Annotated in this window: 29 protein-coding genes; all 29 read left to right on the top strand. The window is 45.7% G+C overall.

Annotated features, from left to right (window positions below):
- Positions 1-2: 2 nt before the first annotated feature.
- Entirely contained in the window at positions 3-980 is a 978-nt protein-coding gene (locus KNQ09_RS06435; protein WP_214857957.1) for a YqaJ viral recombinase family nuclease, read from the top strand.
- Positions 981-982: 2 nt separating this feature from the next.
- Positions 983-1,867, top strand: a complete 885-nt coding sequence (gene recT / locus KNQ09_RS06430) for a recombination protein RecT (protein WP_214857955.1) — start codon at positions 983-985, stop codon at positions 1,865-1,867.
- Positions 1,868-1,877: 10 nt separating this feature from the next.
- The gene (locus KNQ09_RS06425; protein WP_214857953.1) at positions 1,878-2,780 is read left to right on the top strand and encodes a DnaD domain protein; all 903 of its coding nucleotides are present in this window, start codon (positions 1,878-1,880) and stop codon (positions 2,778-2,780) included.
- A gap of 11 nt (positions 2,781-2,791) precedes the next feature.
- Positions 2,792-3,025 (top strand): hypothetical protein, encoded by a 234-nt coding sequence (locus tag KNQ09_RS06420; protein WP_214857951.1) that lies wholly within the window; start codon positions 2,792-2,794, stop codon positions 3,023-3,025.
- Complete coding sequence (locus KNQ09_RS06415) at positions 3,022-3,258, top strand: hypothetical protein (RefSeq protein WP_214857949.1); 237 nt, start codon at positions 3,022-3,024, stop codon at positions 3,256-3,258. Before KNQ09_RS06420 ends, KNQ09_RS06415 begins: the two co-directional genes overlap by 4 nt.
- 157 nt (positions 3,259-3,415) lie before the next feature.
- The gene (locus KNQ09_RS06410; RefSeq protein ID WP_214857947.1) at positions 3,416-3,856 is read left to right on the top strand and encodes a hypothetical protein; all 441 of its coding nucleotides are present in this window, start codon (positions 3,416-3,418) and stop codon (positions 3,854-3,856) included.
- Between the two features lie 291 nt (positions 3,857-4,147).
- Positions 4,148-4,729 (top strand): hypothetical protein, encoded by a 582-nt coding sequence (locus tag KNQ09_RS06405; protein WP_214857945.1) that lies wholly within the window; start codon positions 4,148-4,150, stop codon positions 4,727-4,729.
- Between the two features lie 44 nt (positions 4,730-4,773).
- Positions 4,774-5,292, top strand: coding sequence for a hypothetical protein (locus tag KNQ09_RS06400; RefSeq protein ID WP_214857943.1), 519 nt, complete (start codon positions 4,774-4,776; stop codon positions 5,290-5,292).
- A gap of 6 nt (positions 5,293-5,298) precedes the next feature.
- Positions 5,299-6,132, top strand: a complete 834-nt coding sequence (locus KNQ09_RS06395) for a hypothetical protein (RefSeq protein ID WP_214857941.1) — start codon at positions 5,299-5,301, stop codon at positions 6,130-6,132.
- Positions 6,133-6,509: 377 nt separating this feature from the next.
- On the top strand, positions 6,510-6,944 hold the full coding sequence (locus KNQ09_RS06390) for a hypothetical protein (RefSeq protein ID WP_214857939.1): 435 nt from the start codon (positions 6,510-6,512) through the stop codon (positions 6,942-6,944).
- Between the two features lie 404 nt (positions 6,945-7,348).
- Entirely contained in the window at positions 7,349-7,486 is a 138-nt protein-coding gene (locus KNQ09_RS06385; RefSeq protein ID WP_214857938.1) for a hypothetical protein, read from the top strand.
- Between the two features lie 160 nt (positions 7,487-7,646).
- Positions 7,647-8,063, top strand: coding sequence for a hypothetical protein (locus KNQ09_RS06380; protein ID WP_214857936.1), 417 nt, complete (start codon positions 7,647-7,649; stop codon positions 8,061-8,063).
- Between the two features lie 435 nt (positions 8,064-8,498).
- Entirely contained in the window at positions 8,499-9,266 is a 768-nt protein-coding gene (gene terS, locus KNQ09_RS06375) for a phage terminase small subunit (protein WP_214857934.1), read from the top strand.
- Positions 9,253-10,563 (top strand): PBSX family phage terminase large subunit, encoded by a 1,311-nt coding sequence (locus tag KNQ09_RS06370; RefSeq protein ID WP_214857932.1) that lies wholly within the window; start codon positions 9,253-9,255, stop codon positions 10,561-10,563. Before terS ends, KNQ09_RS06370 begins: the two co-directional genes overlap by 14 nt.
- Before the next feature lie 12 nt (positions 10,564-10,575).
- Positions 10,576-10,719: a hypothetical protein gene (locus tag KNQ09_RS06365; protein WP_214857931.1), complete on the top strand. Its 144-nt coding sequence runs from the start codon at positions 10,576-10,578 to the stop codon at positions 10,717-10,719.
- A 13-nt stretch (positions 10,720-10,732) separates the two neighbouring features.
- Complete coding sequence (locus tag KNQ09_RS06360) at positions 10,733-12,166, top strand: phage portal protein (RefSeq protein ID WP_214857930.1); 1,434 nt, start codon at positions 10,733-10,735, stop codon at positions 12,164-12,166.
- Positions 12,167-13,093: a phage minor head protein gene (locus KNQ09_RS06355; RefSeq protein ID WP_214857929.1), complete on the top strand. Its 927-nt coding sequence runs from the start codon at positions 12,167-12,169 to the stop codon at positions 13,091-13,093.
- Complete coding sequence (locus KNQ09_RS06350) at positions 13,090-13,308, top strand: hypothetical protein (RefSeq protein WP_214857928.1); 219 nt, start codon at positions 13,090-13,092, stop codon at positions 13,306-13,308. The genes KNQ09_RS06355 and KNQ09_RS06350 overlap by 4 nt, the downstream gene beginning before the upstream one ends.
- Positions 13,309-13,436: 128 nt before the next feature.
- The gene (locus KNQ09_RS06345; protein ID WP_214857927.1) at positions 13,437-14,120 is read left to right on the top strand and encodes a capsid assembly scaffolding protein Gp46 family protein; all 684 of its coding nucleotides are present in this window, start codon (positions 13,437-13,439) and stop codon (positions 14,118-14,120) included.
- Between the two features lie 26 nt (positions 14,121-14,146).
- Positions 14,147-15,100: a major capsid protein gene (locus KNQ09_RS06340; protein ID WP_214857926.1), complete on the top strand. Its 954-nt coding sequence runs from the start codon at positions 14,147-14,149 to the stop codon at positions 15,098-15,100.
- Positions 15,101-15,147: 47 nt separating this feature from the next.
- Positions 15,148-15,390, top strand: coding sequence for a Rho termination factor N-terminal domain-containing protein (locus tag KNQ09_RS06335; RefSeq protein WP_251138105.1), 243 nt, complete (start codon positions 15,148-15,150; stop codon positions 15,388-15,390).
- On the top strand, positions 15,365-15,775 hold the full coding sequence (locus KNQ09_RS06330) for a phage head-tail connector protein (RefSeq protein WP_214857924.1): 411 nt from the start codon (positions 15,365-15,367) through the stop codon (positions 15,773-15,775). The genes KNQ09_RS06335 and KNQ09_RS06330 overlap by 26 nt, the downstream gene beginning before the upstream one ends.
- A 17-nt stretch (positions 15,776-15,792) precedes the next feature.
- Positions 15,793-16,050 carry a hypothetical protein gene (locus KNQ09_RS06325; protein WP_214857923.1) on the top strand — a complete coding sequence of 86 codons (258 nt, stop codon included), beginning with the start codon at positions 15,793-15,795 and terminating at the stop codon, positions 16,048-16,050.
- The gene (locus tag KNQ09_RS06320; RefSeq protein ID WP_214857922.1) at positions 16,047-16,556 is read left to right on the top strand and encodes a hypothetical protein; all 510 of its coding nucleotides are present in this window, start codon (positions 16,047-16,049) and stop codon (positions 16,554-16,556) included. The genes KNQ09_RS06325 and KNQ09_RS06320 overlap by 4 nt, the downstream gene beginning before the upstream one ends.
- Positions 16,557-16,567: 11 nt before the next feature.
- Positions 16,568-16,930, top strand: a complete 363-nt coding sequence (locus KNQ09_RS06315) for a head-tail adaptor protein (RefSeq protein ID WP_214857921.1) — start codon at positions 16,568-16,570, stop codon at positions 16,928-16,930.
- Positions 16,927-17,391 (top strand): phage neck terminator protein, encoded by a 465-nt coding sequence (locus KNQ09_RS06310; RefSeq protein ID WP_251138104.1) that lies wholly within the window; start codon positions 16,927-16,929, stop codon positions 17,389-17,391. The genes KNQ09_RS06315 and KNQ09_RS06310 overlap by 4 nt, the downstream gene beginning before the upstream one ends.
- 15 nt (positions 17,392-17,406) lie before the next feature.
- Positions 17,407-18,396 (top strand): DUF3383 family protein, encoded by a 990-nt coding sequence (locus KNQ09_RS06305; RefSeq protein WP_214857920.1) that lies wholly within the window; start codon positions 17,407-17,409, stop codon positions 18,394-18,396.
- A 23-nt stretch (positions 18,397-18,419) separates the two neighbouring features.
- Entirely contained in the window at positions 18,420-18,812 is a 393-nt protein-coding gene (locus KNQ09_RS06300; RefSeq protein WP_214857919.1) for a phage structural protein, read from the top strand.
- Between the two features lie 100 nt (positions 18,813-18,912).
- Positions 18,913-19,185, top strand: coding sequence for a hypothetical protein (locus KNQ09_RS06295; protein WP_214810925.1), 273 nt, complete (start codon positions 18,913-18,915; stop codon positions 19,183-19,185).
- Positions 19,186-19,220 lie beyond the last annotated feature (35 nt).

Here is a 19,220-nt window from a genome sequence, read left to right as displayed (position 1 = left end):
GAATGAACGTCATTGCAAATACGAAACACATGGAGCGCAGTGAATGGCTCGCACTACGTAACAAAGGAATCGGAGGAAGTGATGCAGCCGTCGTCGCTGGGCTGAATAAGTATAAGTCTCCATTCACGCTTTTCCTTGAAAAGACAGGTCAGGTCGTGTCGGATGAAGTCTACGTCACGGACGAAGACGGTGCCTTTCTGAGTGGCAGCGAAGCAGCATATTTCGGTAATGCGAACGAGGAGAAAGTGGCCGCAGAGTTCACGCTCCGTTCCAAGTTAAAGGTTCGACGGGATAACCGCATGATGGCGCATCCTGAATACCCATGGATGCTTGCGAACATCGATCGTCGCGTCGTCGGGACCAATGAGATTCTCGAATGCAAGACGGCATCCGAATATCTCAAGGGTGAGTGGGAAGGAGAAGAGCTTCCTCAACAATACTACATCCAAGGGATGCATTACCTTGCAGTCACGGGTGCGAAAGCGGTCTGGTTCGCCGTCCTGATCGGAGGAAATAAATTCGTCTATAAACGCATCGAACGGGATGAAGAGGTCATCGATCATCTGATTGCCATCGAAAAGGATTTTTGGGAGAACCACGTGAGGACCGGGTTCGCACCGGCAATCGATGGTTCCGATGCCTCGACCGACTTCCTCTCGAACATGTTCCGAGGTGAACCGGGTTCCGAGATGGAGCTCGATGATGCTGCAGATGAATTGATTGGTGAACTGGAAGAAGCGAAAGAATCGAAGAAGAAAATCGATGAGCTCGTCAAGACGTACGAGAACCGGTTGAAGCAGATGATGGGAGACATGGAGACGGGGCAAACATCGGATCATATCGTGACATGGAAGTCGACGATATCGAACCGAGTCGACAGCAAACTGTTAAAAACGGAATATCCGGATGTCTACGAAGCAGTCATCAAGCCATCCGTCTCACGTCGATTCGGGATCAAGAAAATTAAGGGAGCGAAATAATCATGGCAAACGTCAACGATACGAAAGCGGCACTCGCTAATAAAGCCAACGGTACGGTAGCGAAGAAGGATGTATCACAACTCACACCTAAGCAACAGGTCAGACATTACCTCGAGAGCATGCAAGGAGATATCTCTAAGGCATTGCCGGCTCACATGACACCAGAACGGATGACGAACATCGCATTAACTGTGATTCGCTCCAATCCGAAATTACTGGAATGCACCATCCCTTCTCTTCTAGGAGCGGTTGTCCAAGCAGCACAACTTGGGCTCGAGCCGGGGTTGATTGGTCACTGCTACTTCGTCCCATTCAACAACAAAAAGAAGATCGATGGTAAAGATGTATGGCAGAAGGACGTCCAGTTCCTCATTGGTTACAAGGGAATGATTGATCTCGCACGACGGTCCGGACACATGAAAAACATCTATGCCTATACGGTCCACGAGAATGATGCGTTCGAGTATGAACTCGGACTCGAACCAAAGTTGCATCATAAGCCAGCAATCGGTGACCGAGGTGCATTGATTTATGTCTACGGGGTCGCACACTTCAAAGATGGTGGATATCACATGGAAATCATGAGTAAGACGGAAATCGAGCGGATCAAAGGTAGTTCCAAAGCTGGAACGTATGGACCTTGGAAAGATCATTACGAAGAGATGGCAAAGAAAACCGTCATTCGTCGCATGTTCAAATACTTGCCGATTTCCATCGAGATTCAGGACAACGTATCGAAAGATGAAACGGTCCGAAAAGACATCACATCGGATCCAGTAGCAATCGACTATACGGATGCTGAGTTCACGGAAGAAGATTCGGAGCAAGTACCGCCACCAGTCGAAGACGAGTCGTCCGAGGGGCAACAGTTCCCGTTCGATGCGTGAGGTGAGGAATATGAGCCAAGATCAGATTCACGACAGTAATACGATACCTTTCACGATGATTCCCCACGAGGTCGTACGCGATAATGCGACCTTCGGGGATATCTACGAAAAGATGGTCTACTTCATTTTGAAGAGTCATGCGGTCAATGGTACTGGGGCGTTCCCATCGTATGCAACTATCGCGAAAGAAGCACAGTGTTCTAAACGAAAAGCTATTGATGCAGTACAATCTCTTGTTGATCGAAATCTAATCTCGAAAAAGACACGGGTAGATCGGATGGGTGATCAAACATCGAACATTTACACCATTAACCATTTTGTTAGGGGTGCACAGGATGCACTAGGGGTGGTGCAGGAGATGCACTGGGGTAGTGCACAAGGTGCACCTGGGGTAGTGCAGGAGATGCACCCTAAGAATAACCCTATTAAGAATAACCCTTTAAGTAATTCATCATCATCAGAGGGCGTATCAAATCATTCCGATGATCTTTCGAAATTGGTCAGCTTCTTTCAAAAAGAAATTGGACTGGCGTCCAGTTACGTCATTGATGATATCCAGCATACGCTCAACGACACATCCTACGAGCTCATTCAATACGCTCTCGAACAATCCGTTCTCAACGACGTACGGAACTGGAAGTATGCCAAAGCGATCATCCGTAAACTTGCAGAAAAGAAATTGTTCACGCTCGAAGCAATCCAGCTGCACGAAGCGAAGCGAAGTAATTCAAAAGCGCCGAAAGGGTACGGTCGCAATCGTCGAAGCCATTCCAAGATGAAAGAACCGGCCTGGCTCGCTAAAGAGAAGGAAGATCAACAAGCATTCGAACAACGCAGAAAGCAAGAACTCGAAAGTAACGTTCCGGATGATGCGGAAGTGGAGGAACTCCTTCGCTCTCTCCATCAAGACTAGGAGGGTGCTGCATGCAGTTCAAATTGACGGATGTCAGTGAGGCAGGACTTGACCGGCGTATCGCGGACCATGAGAACCGTGGAGCCCGGCTCGTCCGGCGGGATCATTTCGTAAAAGGTAGTAAGCAGTTCTCGAAAGATGAATTCTCTGGTCGTGTCTCGTTCGTTTCACGAAATGAATATATTCGTTATGTCGCAGTGATGGAACTCCCAGAGCGAAAGCCAAGAAAGGGGATTAGACGATGAAAACACTCGTTTTTCGAAAGAAGCATGATAATCGTGAAGAAGTCCTGTTCATCTCGAATCAGATCCGTCGCCACACGTTAAGTGGAGGACGATTGATCAAGATCGAGGAAGGTCTACGACCGATCGGTATTGCGGTCATGCTCTCAAGGGAACGGAAGGAATGGATGCTTGAAGGTCGTGCTCTTGATGAACATGAGGTGACACGACGTTGGCCTGACCAACTCGACGTATAAAACATAGTGGCACGAAGCCACAACTATTCAAGCGTTACGAAAAGAAACAGTACATAGTGCTGTACATCCCAGAAGCCACGCAACATGAAACGCAGAAGATGATCAAGGATGGGTGGCCACCAACCCGATTCTAACACGAAAGGGAAGACGGCACTGAATGGAATATATCGCACATAAGCTGACGAAATCACAGCGTGTCCTTGTCGAGAACAAATTGAAAAGTCTTTACACGCTTCCAGCTCGTATCGAGTCTTTGAAGGAACGTTCTGCCCCGTCGATTACAGCTGGCTATAAAGCAAGTGAGGTTCAGCGAAATAGTCGTCCGTCAAGCAACGTCGAGAAAGCAGTCATACTGCTCGAACAACTCCGACAGGCGGAAGCAGAACAACGACTCTTGCTTCGGATTCGTGAGGAGTTGGAAGAGACGGATCCGGACTTGAACGAGATCTGGAATCTCCGGTACCGTCCGAAGTTCAAATATACGGACAACGTCGTCATCGAAATGATGAGATACGGCAACCGGAACACGTATTACGAAGCGAAAGACAAGCTACTTGGTATCGTCGCGGATCGATTGAGTATTTGGAGAGACTATTAACATGGTTTCACAATACAGGATTGTGATACGATGAAATAACTAAAAATAGTGGTTTATATAGGAATATAGCATTATTTAATTCCAGAAAGAAATTATAAAATTTATTATTATAGAAATAATGTTTACCTAATAAGTGAAAAAGGGCAAAAGTTAATAGTTAAGTATGTATTATGATTAAGGCTATCGAAAGTTATCAAAAGTTTATCAAAAATGATACTCTAAATAATAATCATTCAAAATTTCACTTTTAAAATTGCAAATTAAATTGAATATATAAGGGGAGACAAGGGGATGAGTAAATTATTTTATCTTAAAAAGGTAAATCAAATTCATGAAAAAGATAGAAGAAATTCTATAACATCAACTAGTAGAATTAAAACTAATATATCAAAACATCAACAAACTATAATACCAATGTACACAGATGAAATAATCCGATTATTTAGCTTGCAAAATATTACTTTCCAAGAAGATATTAAAGCAATTGACATTACAGAAATAAGTAAAAAGGCGAGAGCTAAATCTAAAAGTATTGAAGATCATCAAAAAAGTTTAAATGTTATTTATAATAACTTAGATAAAAAAATTTGGGATTTTTTAAAGCATATTCCTATGACTGATGATATTGAAGATGACTTAGAGATTTATTTGTTTCAAAGTGAAGCTTTTGAAAATATGAGCGGAAAACCAAGTGAAAATGATATTAAAAAAGAAATAAGTTTTCTTGAAAAAAACCTCGAATTTTTTGGTGAAATTGATAATGAAGATAAAGTTATTATGTTGATTAGTTTATTGATGACTTCTAAGAAAAGATTAAAAACAAAGACCGTTAAACGCTCACTATCCCATAGAATAAATTTACCACTCATTTAAAAAGGGTGTTAGAAAGAAAAAGAAATTCAATTGGAGGTATTCTTGTGGTTCATAAATTTTACGATACAGATTCTATAAAAATGAAATTATATTCTTTTGAATTAGGTGAAGTGGTAAATGAAAAAGAGGTAATGGAAATAATCAGCAATAAAGAAAGGAATTTATTAAAAGATAGGTTTATTATTGGTGCTTATTTTGAATATAATGTTAGCAATCCTGAGGATAGCGATTATAATTACGCCTTGGTTAACTTTTCTTTTGTTACGTTTTTAGAGGATCGTGAGAATCCAAAAGATAATGATGAGTTTGATGAAGATGAGATGATTTTTAGAAGTCAAACTCAATATAAAGTTGAATTTACGGAACCAGTAAGTCATGAAGATATTGATGAAGTAACATCTAGAGAATTTAGATTGCAAATGGTGAAAAATACAATATCAAAATTTAAATTAGTTTTTAATATGTCTTTGTCCCAAACTAATTATGAAGAACTTTCTTTAACTGATAACGTTGTAGAGAGCATGATAAGTAGACAAGCAAATATTGATAAAGAAGTAAGGTAATCAGCTATGTCAAATTTAAATAGCGATTGTTTAGTTTTTAATTCAAAAACCGCATCCAAAACTCCTGAGAATTTTTCCTTGATGGAGCCTTTAATTTCGATAATGCTAAAAGATTCTCGATTCGCTGAAATCGTATTTCAATTCTTATTACATTTTAAGACCCCAAGTAGTGCTTTTTTGTGGGAGAAGAATAATGAAATATTTAAGAGTTTTATAGATGCTAGTAGTTTAACTGACGAGGAAATTGAGTTTTACTCTGATGAAGTAAAGAGTATATTTGAATCATTAATGGGGTTAAATCCTCCTGAACTTAACGATTATAGAGGAGTTCTTTTAGAAGAATTTTGGGATTCTGCTATAAAAGAAAAATTTAGTGAAGAACAATTGAGTTTAATTAGGGAAGTGATTGTAACTACCTCTAATTCAGCAATTTCTATTGTTGCAGAAGTAAATAGTGATTTAGATTTTCTTTATTTTATTGAAAAAGAAAAAGGAAAGTTAACTTTTATAGAATGTAAAGCAGATGTTTTAAGTTTTTTTGCTAGAGCAAACAGGAAAATTGAAAGATCTGAAGAATCTTTAAAAAAAATATTTTTAATGAACGGATTAATTGAAAAAATTTCAGTGAGAAGTGAAATAAGTGAAGTTTCAGTTATATTAGCTAGTTACAATACACTTGATGAAGACGACTATACGTTTATAACAAATAAGTTAAATAACGCATTGAAACGTACTGATAACGAATTTTATAAACAATCTATTCAAGATTTTCTTCAAAAATGGAATGATGGTTTTATTTCGTTGTACGGGAAAGATAAATCAATTGTATTTTGTAAATAAATCATGATAAATTTTTCATTTCTGAATCATAATACAATTTTGATAAGAAAACTTACTAAATAGATGGTATTCATTTCATGTAGACAAAGCAAGACGATGGCGGTTACATTGTTCTACAGAACATAAGTATTACTCAAATAGTAGACGCCTTGTGACTAGCAGGGCGTTATTTTGTATGCGAAAATATCCCAATGAGGTAATGACTACCTAGATCATTATTACTAAGGTAGCTTCATATCATTCATAGTTGCCTGTAGCTATCGCTCTCCTCATAAACATATACTTTCGAATACAAGAATGAATTGATGAATAATTTTTAACAAAAAAGTAAGTTGATTCATTAATATGTTGATAAAAATGATGCGCTTTACCAAAGAATGCTAGAATTAAAAAGCAACGTTACTATATTGACGGATTCACTACAGGATAAACTATTGGATATAGCGAAGCTTTTCCATAGTGGTAGGGTCGAAACAATAACTAACCCGAATTTAGAACTCGATGACTCAATTTTGCATACAATAGAATCGTTGTGTATGAGGGTACAATCGTATCAATTATTTATTAAAAATGATGAAGAGTACTATGACGAAATTAATTTACTAATTTCAGATGTCGATGGAATGTTGGCTTTGCTTAGAGATCCGTTTAAAGAGGATAAAATTTATGATAACGAAAGTTTTAGAAATCAAAGAGAAGAGTTGATAAATTACTGTTTACATATTTTATATAATTTTGACGTTGTCGAGGTCTTGTATTTAAGACATATGCTAATACTTACAGAATCATTATTAATCAAAAAAGACGCTTAATAACCATGTGTTTTCTTTTAAATTAGTACCTTAAATATCAATAAGATTTATAAAAAAATATTCTGGTGAAATAAAATGATAAATAGTTCATATTTATTTTTTATATTGATACACTTTTAATACTCTTTTGATACAATCTTGATACAAAAACTTGCCAAATACGTGATATTCTTTCCATGTAGACGAAGCGGGTGCGACGACGGTTGCATTGTTCTACAGGACACAAGCATTACTCACATAGCAGACGCCTTGTAACGGACAGGGCGTCTTTTTTGTATGCAGAAGTATCCGGATGAGGTGATGACCTCCTCAATCAATTACTACCATAGCTCCCTGTCATTCCCCAGATGCCTGAAGCTGTCGTACTCATCCGGATATTTGTACATATAAAGGAGTTAAACATGATGAAGGAAAAGCCATTCATAATCAGCTGGAAGGTAGACAAGAATCGTAAAGACAAACGAACGGGAGCAGTAAAGAAAATCCCGCAAAGTGATTGGTTGAAATACCTCTGGAAGAAAGAACTTGAGCGAATGAAATGATTCGCTTCTTGCCAACAGCGTGCGACGCAGCCAATAGAAACGTGAATCAAACACGAGGGCGGAGTAGTCGTGCGTTGTTGGGAAGAAAAGTAAATTAAGCGACATCTATGTTTTAATCCCTTACAATGTATCTTGAGTTACATTATAAGGGGGAATTGAAATGAGTCATGAGCACCCGTTAAACGCTTTAAGACGACAACAACGAGAAGCAGATAAAATAAGAAGACGTGCTATTCAAGAAGTGCATGATGAAAAGAAGAGAAGGCATGAAGAAATAGTCGAAGGAAATAAAGAACTCGTCAAACTTTCGGAAAAACAAGTCGACTTCTTGGAACAACAAGTTAAGAAACTTACAGAGCTGTTAAAAGTTAGTGAAAATGCAAATGAACAACGCGACGCTGTTATTCGTTTTACTGTTCAAATAATGATGCAGATGGAAGCCTCACAAAAGGAAAAGAAAAGAACTCTAAGTAGCGTACTAATGCAAATCTCATCACTTGTGGGTATTGGCGCTGATTTAAGTGGAATATATGAATTCGTAGAAGGTGAACTCAAAGAATTAGCAAAAGAAGATTGATTGTTTGTTTAGCATCCTTCGGGATGCTTTTTTTGTGCCTTGCAACGAGCGGATGGAGATTGATCTAGTCGGTTCGTTGGAGAGCATAAGAGAGGAGAATGATGATGACTTCAAACGGATCATTGATACGGGAAGCGTTTCGGGCGTTTGCAACAGCTGCTCGGAAAATGTGGGATGCGGTCAAGGCATTCTTTCAAAGTGTGAAAGAGAGAATGAGTAAAGTAGTCGAGCAGTCGAAGCGAAAAAGCATCGTCAGAATCCCATATGAAGCACGCTACGAGCGGGACACATCTTGGCATGTGAATCGCATCATTGCATCAGGAGCGAAGCGTCAGACGCACAGAACGTTAATCGTGAGACGTAGGATCAGTTGACTGCGGAACAACACATAATCAAATCGAGGACGAACAGTGCTCATGAAGGGTGGTGGTAGAAGTGGCTAGACCTCGAGACCCCCGGCGGGACGAGGCGAAGCGGAAATGGATTTTGAGTGTAAAAGAGGGAAGAGACTTAAAACTTGTCGATCTCGCAAAACAACTCGAAGTCACTCCAAATACCGTTCGAAAGTGGAAAGCCACCGACCGCTGGGAAGATGAAAGCAATCAAGATACGAATAATAGCGCTCCTAATTCGAATAGGAGCGCTCTTAAACGTGTCCGTGGTGCGAAGAAAGGAAATACGCATGCATTAGGGAATGCTGGCGGTGCTCCTGCTGGCAATCAGAACGCACGGCTGCATGGACTTTATGCCGAGTACCTACCCCAGAAGATACGGGACATCATGGACATCGTACACGACCGTAATCCCGCTGACATGCTGTGGGACCAGATCCAGTTGATGTATGCGAACATCTTACATTCGCTTGAAGTAATGTATGTAGAAGACAAAGATGATTTGTCGAAAGAGCAGACGGAAGAAGGCGAAAAGAAAGATGGCTGGAAAGTCATGTTCGCCTATGAGAAACAAGCGTCGTTCATGGCAGCACTCGCTCGTTCCCAAGGACGGCTCGACAGCATGATCCGTTCGTATGAACATCTGACGAATGGCGATGAAGAGAAGCAGCTACGTCTTGAGAAATTGAAAGTGGAGATCGATCGTCTCAGAAGAGAGGACGAACCGGACGAGATGGACGATGACGGATTCATCCAAGCGTTGGAAGGCAAAGTGGACGAAGTATGGAGTGAAGATCATGAAGACGTCTAAGAAATCGAAAGGGAACGTTTTCAAGTTCAAACCGTTCTCGAACAAACAGATGAAGGTGTTGACGTGGTGGAAGCATCCATCCGCGAAACAGCATGATGCCATCATCTGTGACGGATCTGTACGATCGGGAAAGACGCTGATCATGTCACTCTCTTACGTTCTGTGGGCAATGGAAACATTTGATGACGAACAGCTCGGCATGGCAGGGAAAACAATCGGTTCTTTAAGACGGAACGTCATTCAGCCGCTCAAGAAGATGCTGAAAGGTCGCGGATACAAGGTCAAAGATAAACGGGCAGATAACTGCCTCGAAGTTAGCAAGGGCGGCAAGTTCAATACGTTTTATGTATTCGGTGGGAAAGATGAGAGCTCGCAGGACTTGATTCAGGGTATCACGCTTGCCGGCATGTTCTTTGATGAAGCAGCACTCATGCCACGATCATTCGTCAATCAAGCGACCGCTCGTTGTTCAGTGACGGGATCAAAGCTCTGGTTCAACATGAACCCCGCTGGTCCTTACCATTGGTTCAAGCTGGAATGGCTTGATCAGACGAAAGAGAAGAATGCACTTCATATTCACTTTACGATGGACGACAACCCGTCACTTTCAGACGAGGTGAGAGGACGATATAAGCGACTATACAGCGGTGTGTTCTATCAGCGCTATATTATGGGGCTTTGGGTCATGTCGGAAGGACTTATCTTTGATAATTTCGACAAAGAGAAGGACGTCAAGCGATTCAATAGTCCAGCGGAGCAGAACGCCTTTGTTGGACGCATGACAGACTTTGAGGTCAGTGTCGACTATGGTACACAGAACCCGACAGTGTTCATCCTGTGGGGATTGCTCGGCAAGACATGGTATGCCATCAAGGAGTATTACCATTCCGGTCGGGAAACCTCGCGTCAGAAGACGGACAGCGAGTACAGCGAAGCTATGCGGGAGTTCATCGTTGGATTCAAGGTGAAGCGGATCATCGTCGACCCATCCGCGGCTTCGTTCATCACACAATTGCGCCGTGACGGTTTCCGAGTCAAGAAGGCTCATAACGAAGTCATCGACGGCATACGAAACACGAAGACGGCCATGATTCAAGGCAAGATCAAATTCTTCGCAGGACTGAATCACACGTTCCGCGAGTTCCATTCCTATATATGGGATGAGAAGGCGGCAAAGGATCGCGGTGAGGACAAACCGATGAAAGAGCACGATCATGCGATGGATGCACTCCGCTATTTCTGTCAAACGGTTGTCATGCGAAAAGGTGCTTCAGTTGGTGTTGCCGTTCCGATTTAAGGAGGGTTGACCATGAGCGAGGGCAAGAGCCTTGAGGAATTGAGGGAAGACCTCGAAAAGAAACTCATCATCAAGCTGATTGATAAGACAGACAAGATGGACCTACACGAAGCGGCAGAAGTGTTCCGCACGATCCAACAAGCCAAAGAAGAATGAAAGAGGTGATAACGTGTCGACCGAGTCAGTATTGCCGGATTTTAACTACGAGCTACGCCAATTCCGCAAAGAAATCCGCGAGCAGTCAGAGCCATCTGCTGAAACGCTCAAGAGTGCTATCAACAAGCACATAAAACGAGCAGAGGTCATGAAGAAGAACTTCCGCCGCTACCTTGCCCGAGAGGACGAGATGGACGTACCCATCTTCACTCGTGAGCTCAAGCGGAACAGCAAAGCCGTGAACAACAAGATTAACGTCGATTTCGTCGGGCAGATTGTCGACATGAAGGTAGGATATTTCGCCGGTGAGCCGATAGCATACAGCTACGACAAGACCAAGCCGGAGTTTGAGCGAGCCAACAGCCAGCTCGAGACCTTCACCCAGCGCAACATCATCGACGACAAAGACGAGGAAGTCACCAAGTTTTGCTCGTTATGCGGGTATGGTGCCCGTTTGCTCTATCTCAAGGGTGGAGAGGAACGCATCAAGACGCTCAAGCCATGGGAAACGATTCTCCTTGGAGATGATGGAATTTCCGAACCGGAATTCGCTATTCGCTATTACGACTACGAGATCAATGCAGGAGAAATCGTGCAGCGGGTCGAGTTTTATACCGACACGTTCGTGTTCTATTACATCGATAACGGGTCAGGCTTTATCAAGGACGAAGACGAGCACATCAACCCGATGGCTCACCTGTACGATCTATGTCCGGTCATCGGCTATGAGAACAACTCGGAGCTTTTGAGTGACATCGAGAAGCATCTAAGCCTGATAGACGGGTATGACCGCACCTTGTCAGACATGAACAGCTTCATCGAGAGCTGGCGTCTTGCCTACATGAAGGCGCGGGGATTCGCAGTCGATGAGGAAATGATTGAGATGGTCCAAAAGACGGGCGTGTTCAACCTCGACGAGGCAGACATGGACATCGACTTCTTCTCACAACAGATCAACGACACGGCGATTGAGAACCACCTCACACGCATGAAGGACGAGATCTATGAGAAGTCCTCGACACCGAACATGAATGACGACAGCTTCGCTGGGAATGCCACTGGCGTCTCACTGGAACACAAGCTCACAGGCTTCGAAAACAAGCGCTCGACGTTCGAGAAGAAGTACAAGGCGTCCAGCATCCGCATGTTCGAGGTACTTGCTACCGCTTGGAGCAAGAAGAACATCGTGTTCGACCCATTCGCTATGAAGATGCAGTTCAAGCGGAATCTACCGGAAGACCTTGAGTATGAGGCACGAGTACAGAAGTTACTCATGGGAGCGGTCAGCAACATCACCCGCTTGTCACTATTCCCGAAGATTACGGATCCGGAGAAGGAGCAAGAGCTCATCGATCAGCAGAACGAGAAGGACAGAGCGGCATACGAACAGCTTGATCCACTCGCCAATACGCCATTGACTGACCCACAACCGAAAGAAGTGGTCTAAATGCGATGTAAATGGACACGATTCTTCGATTATGTGTACAAACTGATGACGAAACGGGAACAAGAAGTCGTCCGAGCGATCCGGAGGGAATACGAGACAGTCGTCCGTGACCTCATCGGTCAAGTCGGGGTCATTTACTCACGTCTTGGCAAGGATGGCAAAATCGGTTATGCCGACATCAAGAGTTATCGTGAGCTACAGCGGCTAAAACAGACCGCCATGGCTCAAGCGAACCGCTTGGGTAGGTACAACCGTACTGTCATCGGAAAGCTACTGGAAGACATCTACGAGCTCTCTTACGACTGGATGTCATTCGGCATTGAGAACACTATCGACAAGACACTGGTGAACAAGACGCCACGGATGCCAGAACTCCTTGCGATCATGGAGGACAATCCGGTCTATGGTCTCCGCTTAGACAAGTCACTCGAAAGCTCACGAGCCAAGATTGTCGCGGACATCAACCGATCGATACAGAATGGTCTCGTCGCTGGCTACACGTTTCAAGAGATGGCCGAAGAGATTCAAACGGTGTTCACGATGGATTACAACCGCGCCAAAGTGATCACACAGACCGAGTCACACCGAGTCCGTGAGAAAGCCAACAACGACAGCGCACAGAATGCAGACGCTCAAGGCATCCTGATGGTCAAGTATTGGATGAACATGGGCGATGAGAAGGTACGTCATACAGGCAAAGCCAATCACATCGTATTGGAAGGACAGAAGCGCCAGCTCAACGAGCCTTTCGATTTGTTACACGGCGTGAGAGCACAGATGCCAGGTCACAGCGGAACGCCACAGAACGACATCAACTGTCGATGTGTTGCCCGCTATGAAGTCGCTGGCGTCAAGCAGATTGATTTCAAGACTGGTCAGGAGAACTTAACCCGTGATTTCAACAAATGGAAGGAAGGTGCGGTGTGATGCAGTTATACCAAGTCGGTGACCGCTTCTATACAAGAGAAGAGACGCTTCATGAAGTGGCTGCCATTGAAGGGCAGTTATTTTTTGCGGTTCCCATCCGTGAGTCAAAACATGGCGAGCTCATCCGGAACTATGCTCAAGTCAAGGTCTACTCATTCGACCCAGCAGGCGGCTTTTATCCGGTAGATCAAACAATCAGTAACACGATCCAATAAAACTACTCGCGGGATCATAACAAACCAACGGCAAGTAGCAACGGTCAGTAGGCAACGGGGAACTGGGGCTGAACACTGGGGCGAACGACGGGGCGGCGATATGGTAACGCACAAAGGAGTCAATCAACGTGAAACAATCTATCAAGCAATCAAACTATCGTTTACCACTCAACCTTCAGTTCTTTGCAGATGATCCGGACCCGTCTAGTGGCGGAGGCGGTAATCCTGATGACAAAGATAAACAGCAAGTCAAGACGTACACGCAAGAAGAGTTCCAACGTGAGCTCGATCGTCGTACGAATCAATTCGTTGAGGACAAGAAGAAGATTGAGGGTCAGTTCACCGACCTGTCCGGTCAGTTCGAGGAACTCAAGAAGAACGCAATGACGGACAAGCAACGAGCTGACTATGAGAAACAACAGCAAGAACAGAAGGCGCAAGACCTTGAGAAACAACTCGCGGATCGTGAGAAGCAATTACAGGACCGTGAGAACCGCTTGATTGTACGCGACAAGCTGGACGACGCTAAAATCCCACAGAAATTTGCAGATTTCGTTCTCGCTGACACAGAAGAGGAGATTTCGAAGCGGGTTACATCGCTCAAGTCTCATATCGACGAGCTGGTCGCAGAAGAGGTGCAGAAAAAGTTCAAAGATCATAGCACGAATCCAGCAGGAGGCGGCGGAGCAGGCGGACCAGATAAGAATCCTTGGTCACCGGAGCATTTCGACCTCACGGCTCAAGGACAACTTTTCCGTGAAGACGCTGGCAAAGCTCGTCAGATGGCTTCACAACATGGCTACACACTATAAAACTATCGAACTAGGAGGCTTCACCCATGCCAACAACTAAAATTGCTGACGTAATCGTACCGGAGATTTTCAACCCTTACGTCATTAACCGTGTCACAGATAAATCCGCTCTCGTCCGTTCAGGCATCATCGCAACGAACCCTGAACTCGATGCTCTCGCATCAGCAGGCGGGAAAATCATCCACATGCCACACTGGAACGATCTCGGAGGGGAATCACAAGTCCTTTCGGACACAGTACCGTTGAACGTCGACAAGATCACGACTGGTCAAGACCAAGCTCGTCTCCATATGCGCGGGAATGCTTGGGGAGCAAACGACTTGGCTGGTGCTCTTGCTGGTTCTGACCCAATGAAAGCGATCGGCGAGCTGGTCTCGGACTTCTGGGTACGTGATGAGCAACGCATCCTCATCGCATCGCTCAAAGGTGTCTTCTCTGCCGCTAACATGACAGGAAACATCTACGACCCATCCGCGGCGACTGACGGCTCTGAATTGTTCTCATCAAAAGGATTCCTCACGGCTCAATTCAAACTCGGTGATGCATACGACGCACTCACAGCCATCGCAGTCCATTCGATGACGTATGCCGCTATGTTGGAGAAAGACATGATCGAGTTCATTCCAGACTCACAAGGCAAGCCAATCGCGAAATACCGCGGACTTGACATTGTGGTCGATGACAACATGCCGGTCGTCGGTGGCGTGTACACGTCTTACCTCTTCGGTCGTGGAGCATTCGGTTATGCGAATGGATCTCCGAAAGTACCGACTGAAACAGACCGTGACTCGTTGCAAGGGGAAGACTACCTCATCAACCGTCGTCACTTCGTCCTTCACCCACGTGGCGTGAAATGGAACGAGGCATCTGTCGCTGGCGTATCTCCAACGAACGTCGAGATTGCTACGGCTGCCAACTGGACTCGTGTCTTCGATCCGAAGAAGATCCGCGTCGTACAATACAAACACAAACTTGGGTAATGGAGCGCCTTTGAGCGCTCTTTATTTCGTTCATGGAGGTGAGACGAATGGGAATGGCAGCATTTAACCGGATGCGACGTTTGAAAGCTGAAGCAGAAGTCGAAGCGAAACAGAACGATGATCAAAACGCGCAGAAGCCGCTGAAAGACATGAAGGTGGATGAGCTGAAAGACTTGGCCAAGGAAAAAGGCATCGAAGGGTACGGCTCGATGAAGAAAGACGAGTTACTCGAAGCGCTTCAAGCCGAGGAAGAAGGTGACACCGATGGAACTGATAACCCTGACACCTGAGGAGGTCAATCTGCTTCTTCCGGACATCAAGCAAAGACTAGGTGTTCGTGAGGACGACACGACGCGAGACGCGGCATTAGAGGTCGACATCGTGGACGGTTACGAATACGCCGTTGAGTGGTGTAACAACACCTTTCGAGATGAGTTGGGCGTCTTACGACTGCCTGGACCCATCAAGAAGGGGATCGTGAAGATGATTCAAATCGATACCGCTGCCATTGGTCGTGAGGGAGTCCAATCCCAATCGATGGCAGGCATGTCTCAAACGTTCGTCACAGGGGCAAGTGCAAGCTCGACCTATGCGGACGTATTTGGACTATGGCGCAAGTACAAGCGCATGAAATTCACACCGGTGACGAGCGCGTACGACTCATATAAACGCTGAGAGGGGAGGTTTTACAAATGGCAGATAGCGACATCATCACGATTGAACGTGACGGCTATGAGCTGGATGTGACAGAGCGGGATTTCCGACTCTATTACAAACCGCTTGGCTGGACACAGAAGACCGTCGTCGAAATGACCCGCGAGGAAGTGATCGCGGAGCTGGATCGTCTCGGTGCGAACTATGACCCTGATGCGAAGGTGGGCGACTTGCGACTCGTGCTCAAGGCATTGCAAGCGAAACCAGCCAAAGCATCGGCGGCGAAGAAGTCATGAGGGCACGTACGCGCATCAAAAGTAAGAACAACATACCGAAAGCCATCGCCACATCACATAAATTCGACGGTCGCTGGATCCGTGTCGGGTACTTCGGGGAGGGATTCCCGCAGATGCTTGCTCACATCCATGAATTTGGTTGTGACATCCCCGTGACGGACAAGATGAGAGGCTTCTTCCGTTTCCAGTTCGGTATCAGCTTGAAAAAGACTACCACCGTCATCCGGATTCCGGAACGTTCGTTCATTCGAGCGGGATGGGATCAACATGGTCCGGACATCCTCGACAAGTACACGCGATTGATTGGGGAAGCCATCCTTAACGGGGTCGCACCCGAAGCGCTACTCTCCGCTCTCGCGCTCGAAGCACAAGGCAAGCTCCAAGAGTTTGCTCGCGATCTCAAAGACCCAGCAAACGCGGGTCTGACGATTAAACAGAAGGGTTCAAGTAACCCGCTGGTCGATTCGGGTAACATGATTGGCAGCATGGACCACAAAATTGAGTAGGAGGCGAGAACATGCCGCAAATATTTCAGTTCAAAGGGTTAATCGATCAATTCAGTCTCGACTTCCTGCTTGAGGTGGTCTCCGCTGGCGAACGTGACGACATTGGGGAATGGAAGGACGGCGAGAGGAGCTGGGAGTCTCACCGTGGCGCGTTAGTACCCTTGGGGGAACGTCAAATAGCACAAAGCGGCGGAACGCTCACAGAAGCCGACAGGACGCTCTATTTCACAGGAGAGCGCTTGAAAGAAGGTACACGGATTGCACACGAAGACAAACTGTACAGCATCGTGCGGGTCAATCCGTATGACAACTATTCAGATTTCAACTCGTACACGGTCAAGTACGTCAGCGTCTTCAACGAGGTGGACACATGATCAATTACCGCGAGATCAAACGCATCCTCGTCCAGCATATCAAGACGCATACGGGTCATGAGGTCATCTTGCAAGGGTCGAATGATACACAGCCAGCGTACCCGTTCTGTGCCTATACCCTAACTTCTCCGTATCTGCCCGTTTCAGAGGCAGAGGTAGATGGTCAGTTGATTGAGGACGTCGAGATGGTGTTCTCCTTCACGTGGCACTCTACCGACGCGACAGAGGTACAGGAGTTGGCACATCAGACGGTCATGCTCTTCAAGCTGACACAACATCGACAAGCGCTCGGTGATCTTGGCATTTCATTCGTCAAGGTGGAGGGCATCCAAAGCCGTGACACGTTCCTATCGATTGACACTGAACGAAAATACGGAGTCGACATCCGGTTCCGGACTCGTCACATCGAGACGTCGAGCGGTGAGCTCATCGAAACAGTAGAATACGAACAACAACTATAAGGAGGGGCACACATCATGCCATTAAAAGACGTATCAGTAATTATCGACCTGGCTACACCAGCACCATTGGTCGGTCTCGGTCGTCCGTTGATCCTCGTCGAGAAAACGGGAGCCGTATCATACAAGGAATACACAAGTCTTGAAGCACTCGCAGTCGATTTCCCAGCGGACACGGCTACATTCAAGAAAGCAGAGACGTACTTGTCTCAAGCGAATCACGATGCGATGGTTGCCGTTGCCACGTATCAGACGGGCGCGCCGGATTCAGCCTTGTTGCAGTTCGCCAACCGCGCATGGCATTTCGCACTCTTGGTCAGCTCGGTCTCTGCCGATCAAGTCAAGGTCGCACAGTTCGTCGATGGTCTCGACTTCAAGTTCTTCGCGGCGCAAGTCTCGGACAACACAGGGCGAGAAGCACTCAAGGTTTACAAGCGGACGATCATCTTCGACCATCCAACGGCTGGAGAACATCTCGATGCGGCGGCAGTCGGCGCACTTGGTTCGCTCGAAGTCGGCTCGATCACGTGGAAGTTCAAAGGCGGATTTGCCAAAGTGACGCCACGTTACCTGTCAGAAGGGGAGCTCGGGGAAATCGAACAAGACAATGCCATCGCATACGTCGTCAAAGGCGGTAAAGGTCAGCTCTCGAACGGTATCACGGGCACAGGGCAATTCATCGACAACCTTCACGGGAAAGACTTCGTCAAGGTCAACATGGAGAACGAGATTCAAACCGTACTGCAGAACGCACCGAAGATCCCGTACGACAATCGTGGTATCGGGTTAATCGAGGGAGCGGCAACAACGACTCTCCAACGTGCCTTCAATCAAGGCATCATTGCACAGACAGAGGACAAGTTGCCGGACTACGAGATCACAGCATTGTCTCGTGAAGAATCAACCGCTTCGGATCGTGCAAATCGTGTGTACAAAGGTCTCTCATTCCGCTACACGGCGGCAGGAGCCATCCACGAAGTCGACGTATACGGACAAATCACTTTCTGAACCAAACAAGGGGGTAAAACAACATGCCAGATGTACGCTCACATGACGCACGAGAAACGTCCGTCAATATCAACAATCTTTTTGTCACAGGATTCGCAGAAGGCTCTTACGTCGAGTGGGAGAAGGACGAGGACAACTTCAACGCTAAAGTATCGGCGCTTGGAGAGGTTTCCGTCGCCATCACGAACAACAACACAGGTACAATTACGCTCACGTTGTCTCAAACGTCACCATCGTTACCAGCATTGAAACGCTTGGCGGCTTCACGTGCCATGTTCCCGATTTGGGTCAAGACACCATCGGAGACGGTCGGCGGTACGAAAGCAATGTTCGTCAAGTCACCATCCGGCGGCTTGAGCGACGAGATCGAAGACCGTGAGCTCGAGATTCGCGTATTCGATTACACGGATAAGTAAGACGAATGAAGCGGGGCGCTTGCTCCGCTCTTTTTATTACATCAAAGGGAGTTAAAAAATCATGGCTAACAGTCCATCTAAAAAAAGGGAGATGCTCGCAATGGCAAACGCTAAAACAGCAAACGGAACACAGAAGGTCGTAACAATCGGTGAAGTAGAATACACGCTCCAACATCCGGGCGTTCGTGAAGGTGTCAAGATCCGTGACCGTGCAAAGAACCAATTCGGAAACATCGTCGAGGAAAAACTCTATGACGAGTACATGAAGAACGTCATCGTCCAGCCACGTGTTACATGGGAAACGGTCGAAGAGATCGGCAACACGAATTTCACGGAGCTCATGAAAGAGACAGGCGACTTTCTTATGGGTTAAACCGCTTCCGACTCAGGTCTATGCAAAGGAAGTCA

Origin of the sequence: Exiguobacterium sp. s191, assembly GCF_018618955.1 — a bacterium.
GTDB lineage: Bacteria > Bacillota > Bacilli > Exiguobacteriales > Exiguobacteriaceae > Exiguobacterium_A > Exiguobacterium_A abrahamii.
The sequence above is the reverse complement of the archived record's forward strand: the minus strand, read 5'-3'. Positions and strand labels throughout refer to the sequence as shown.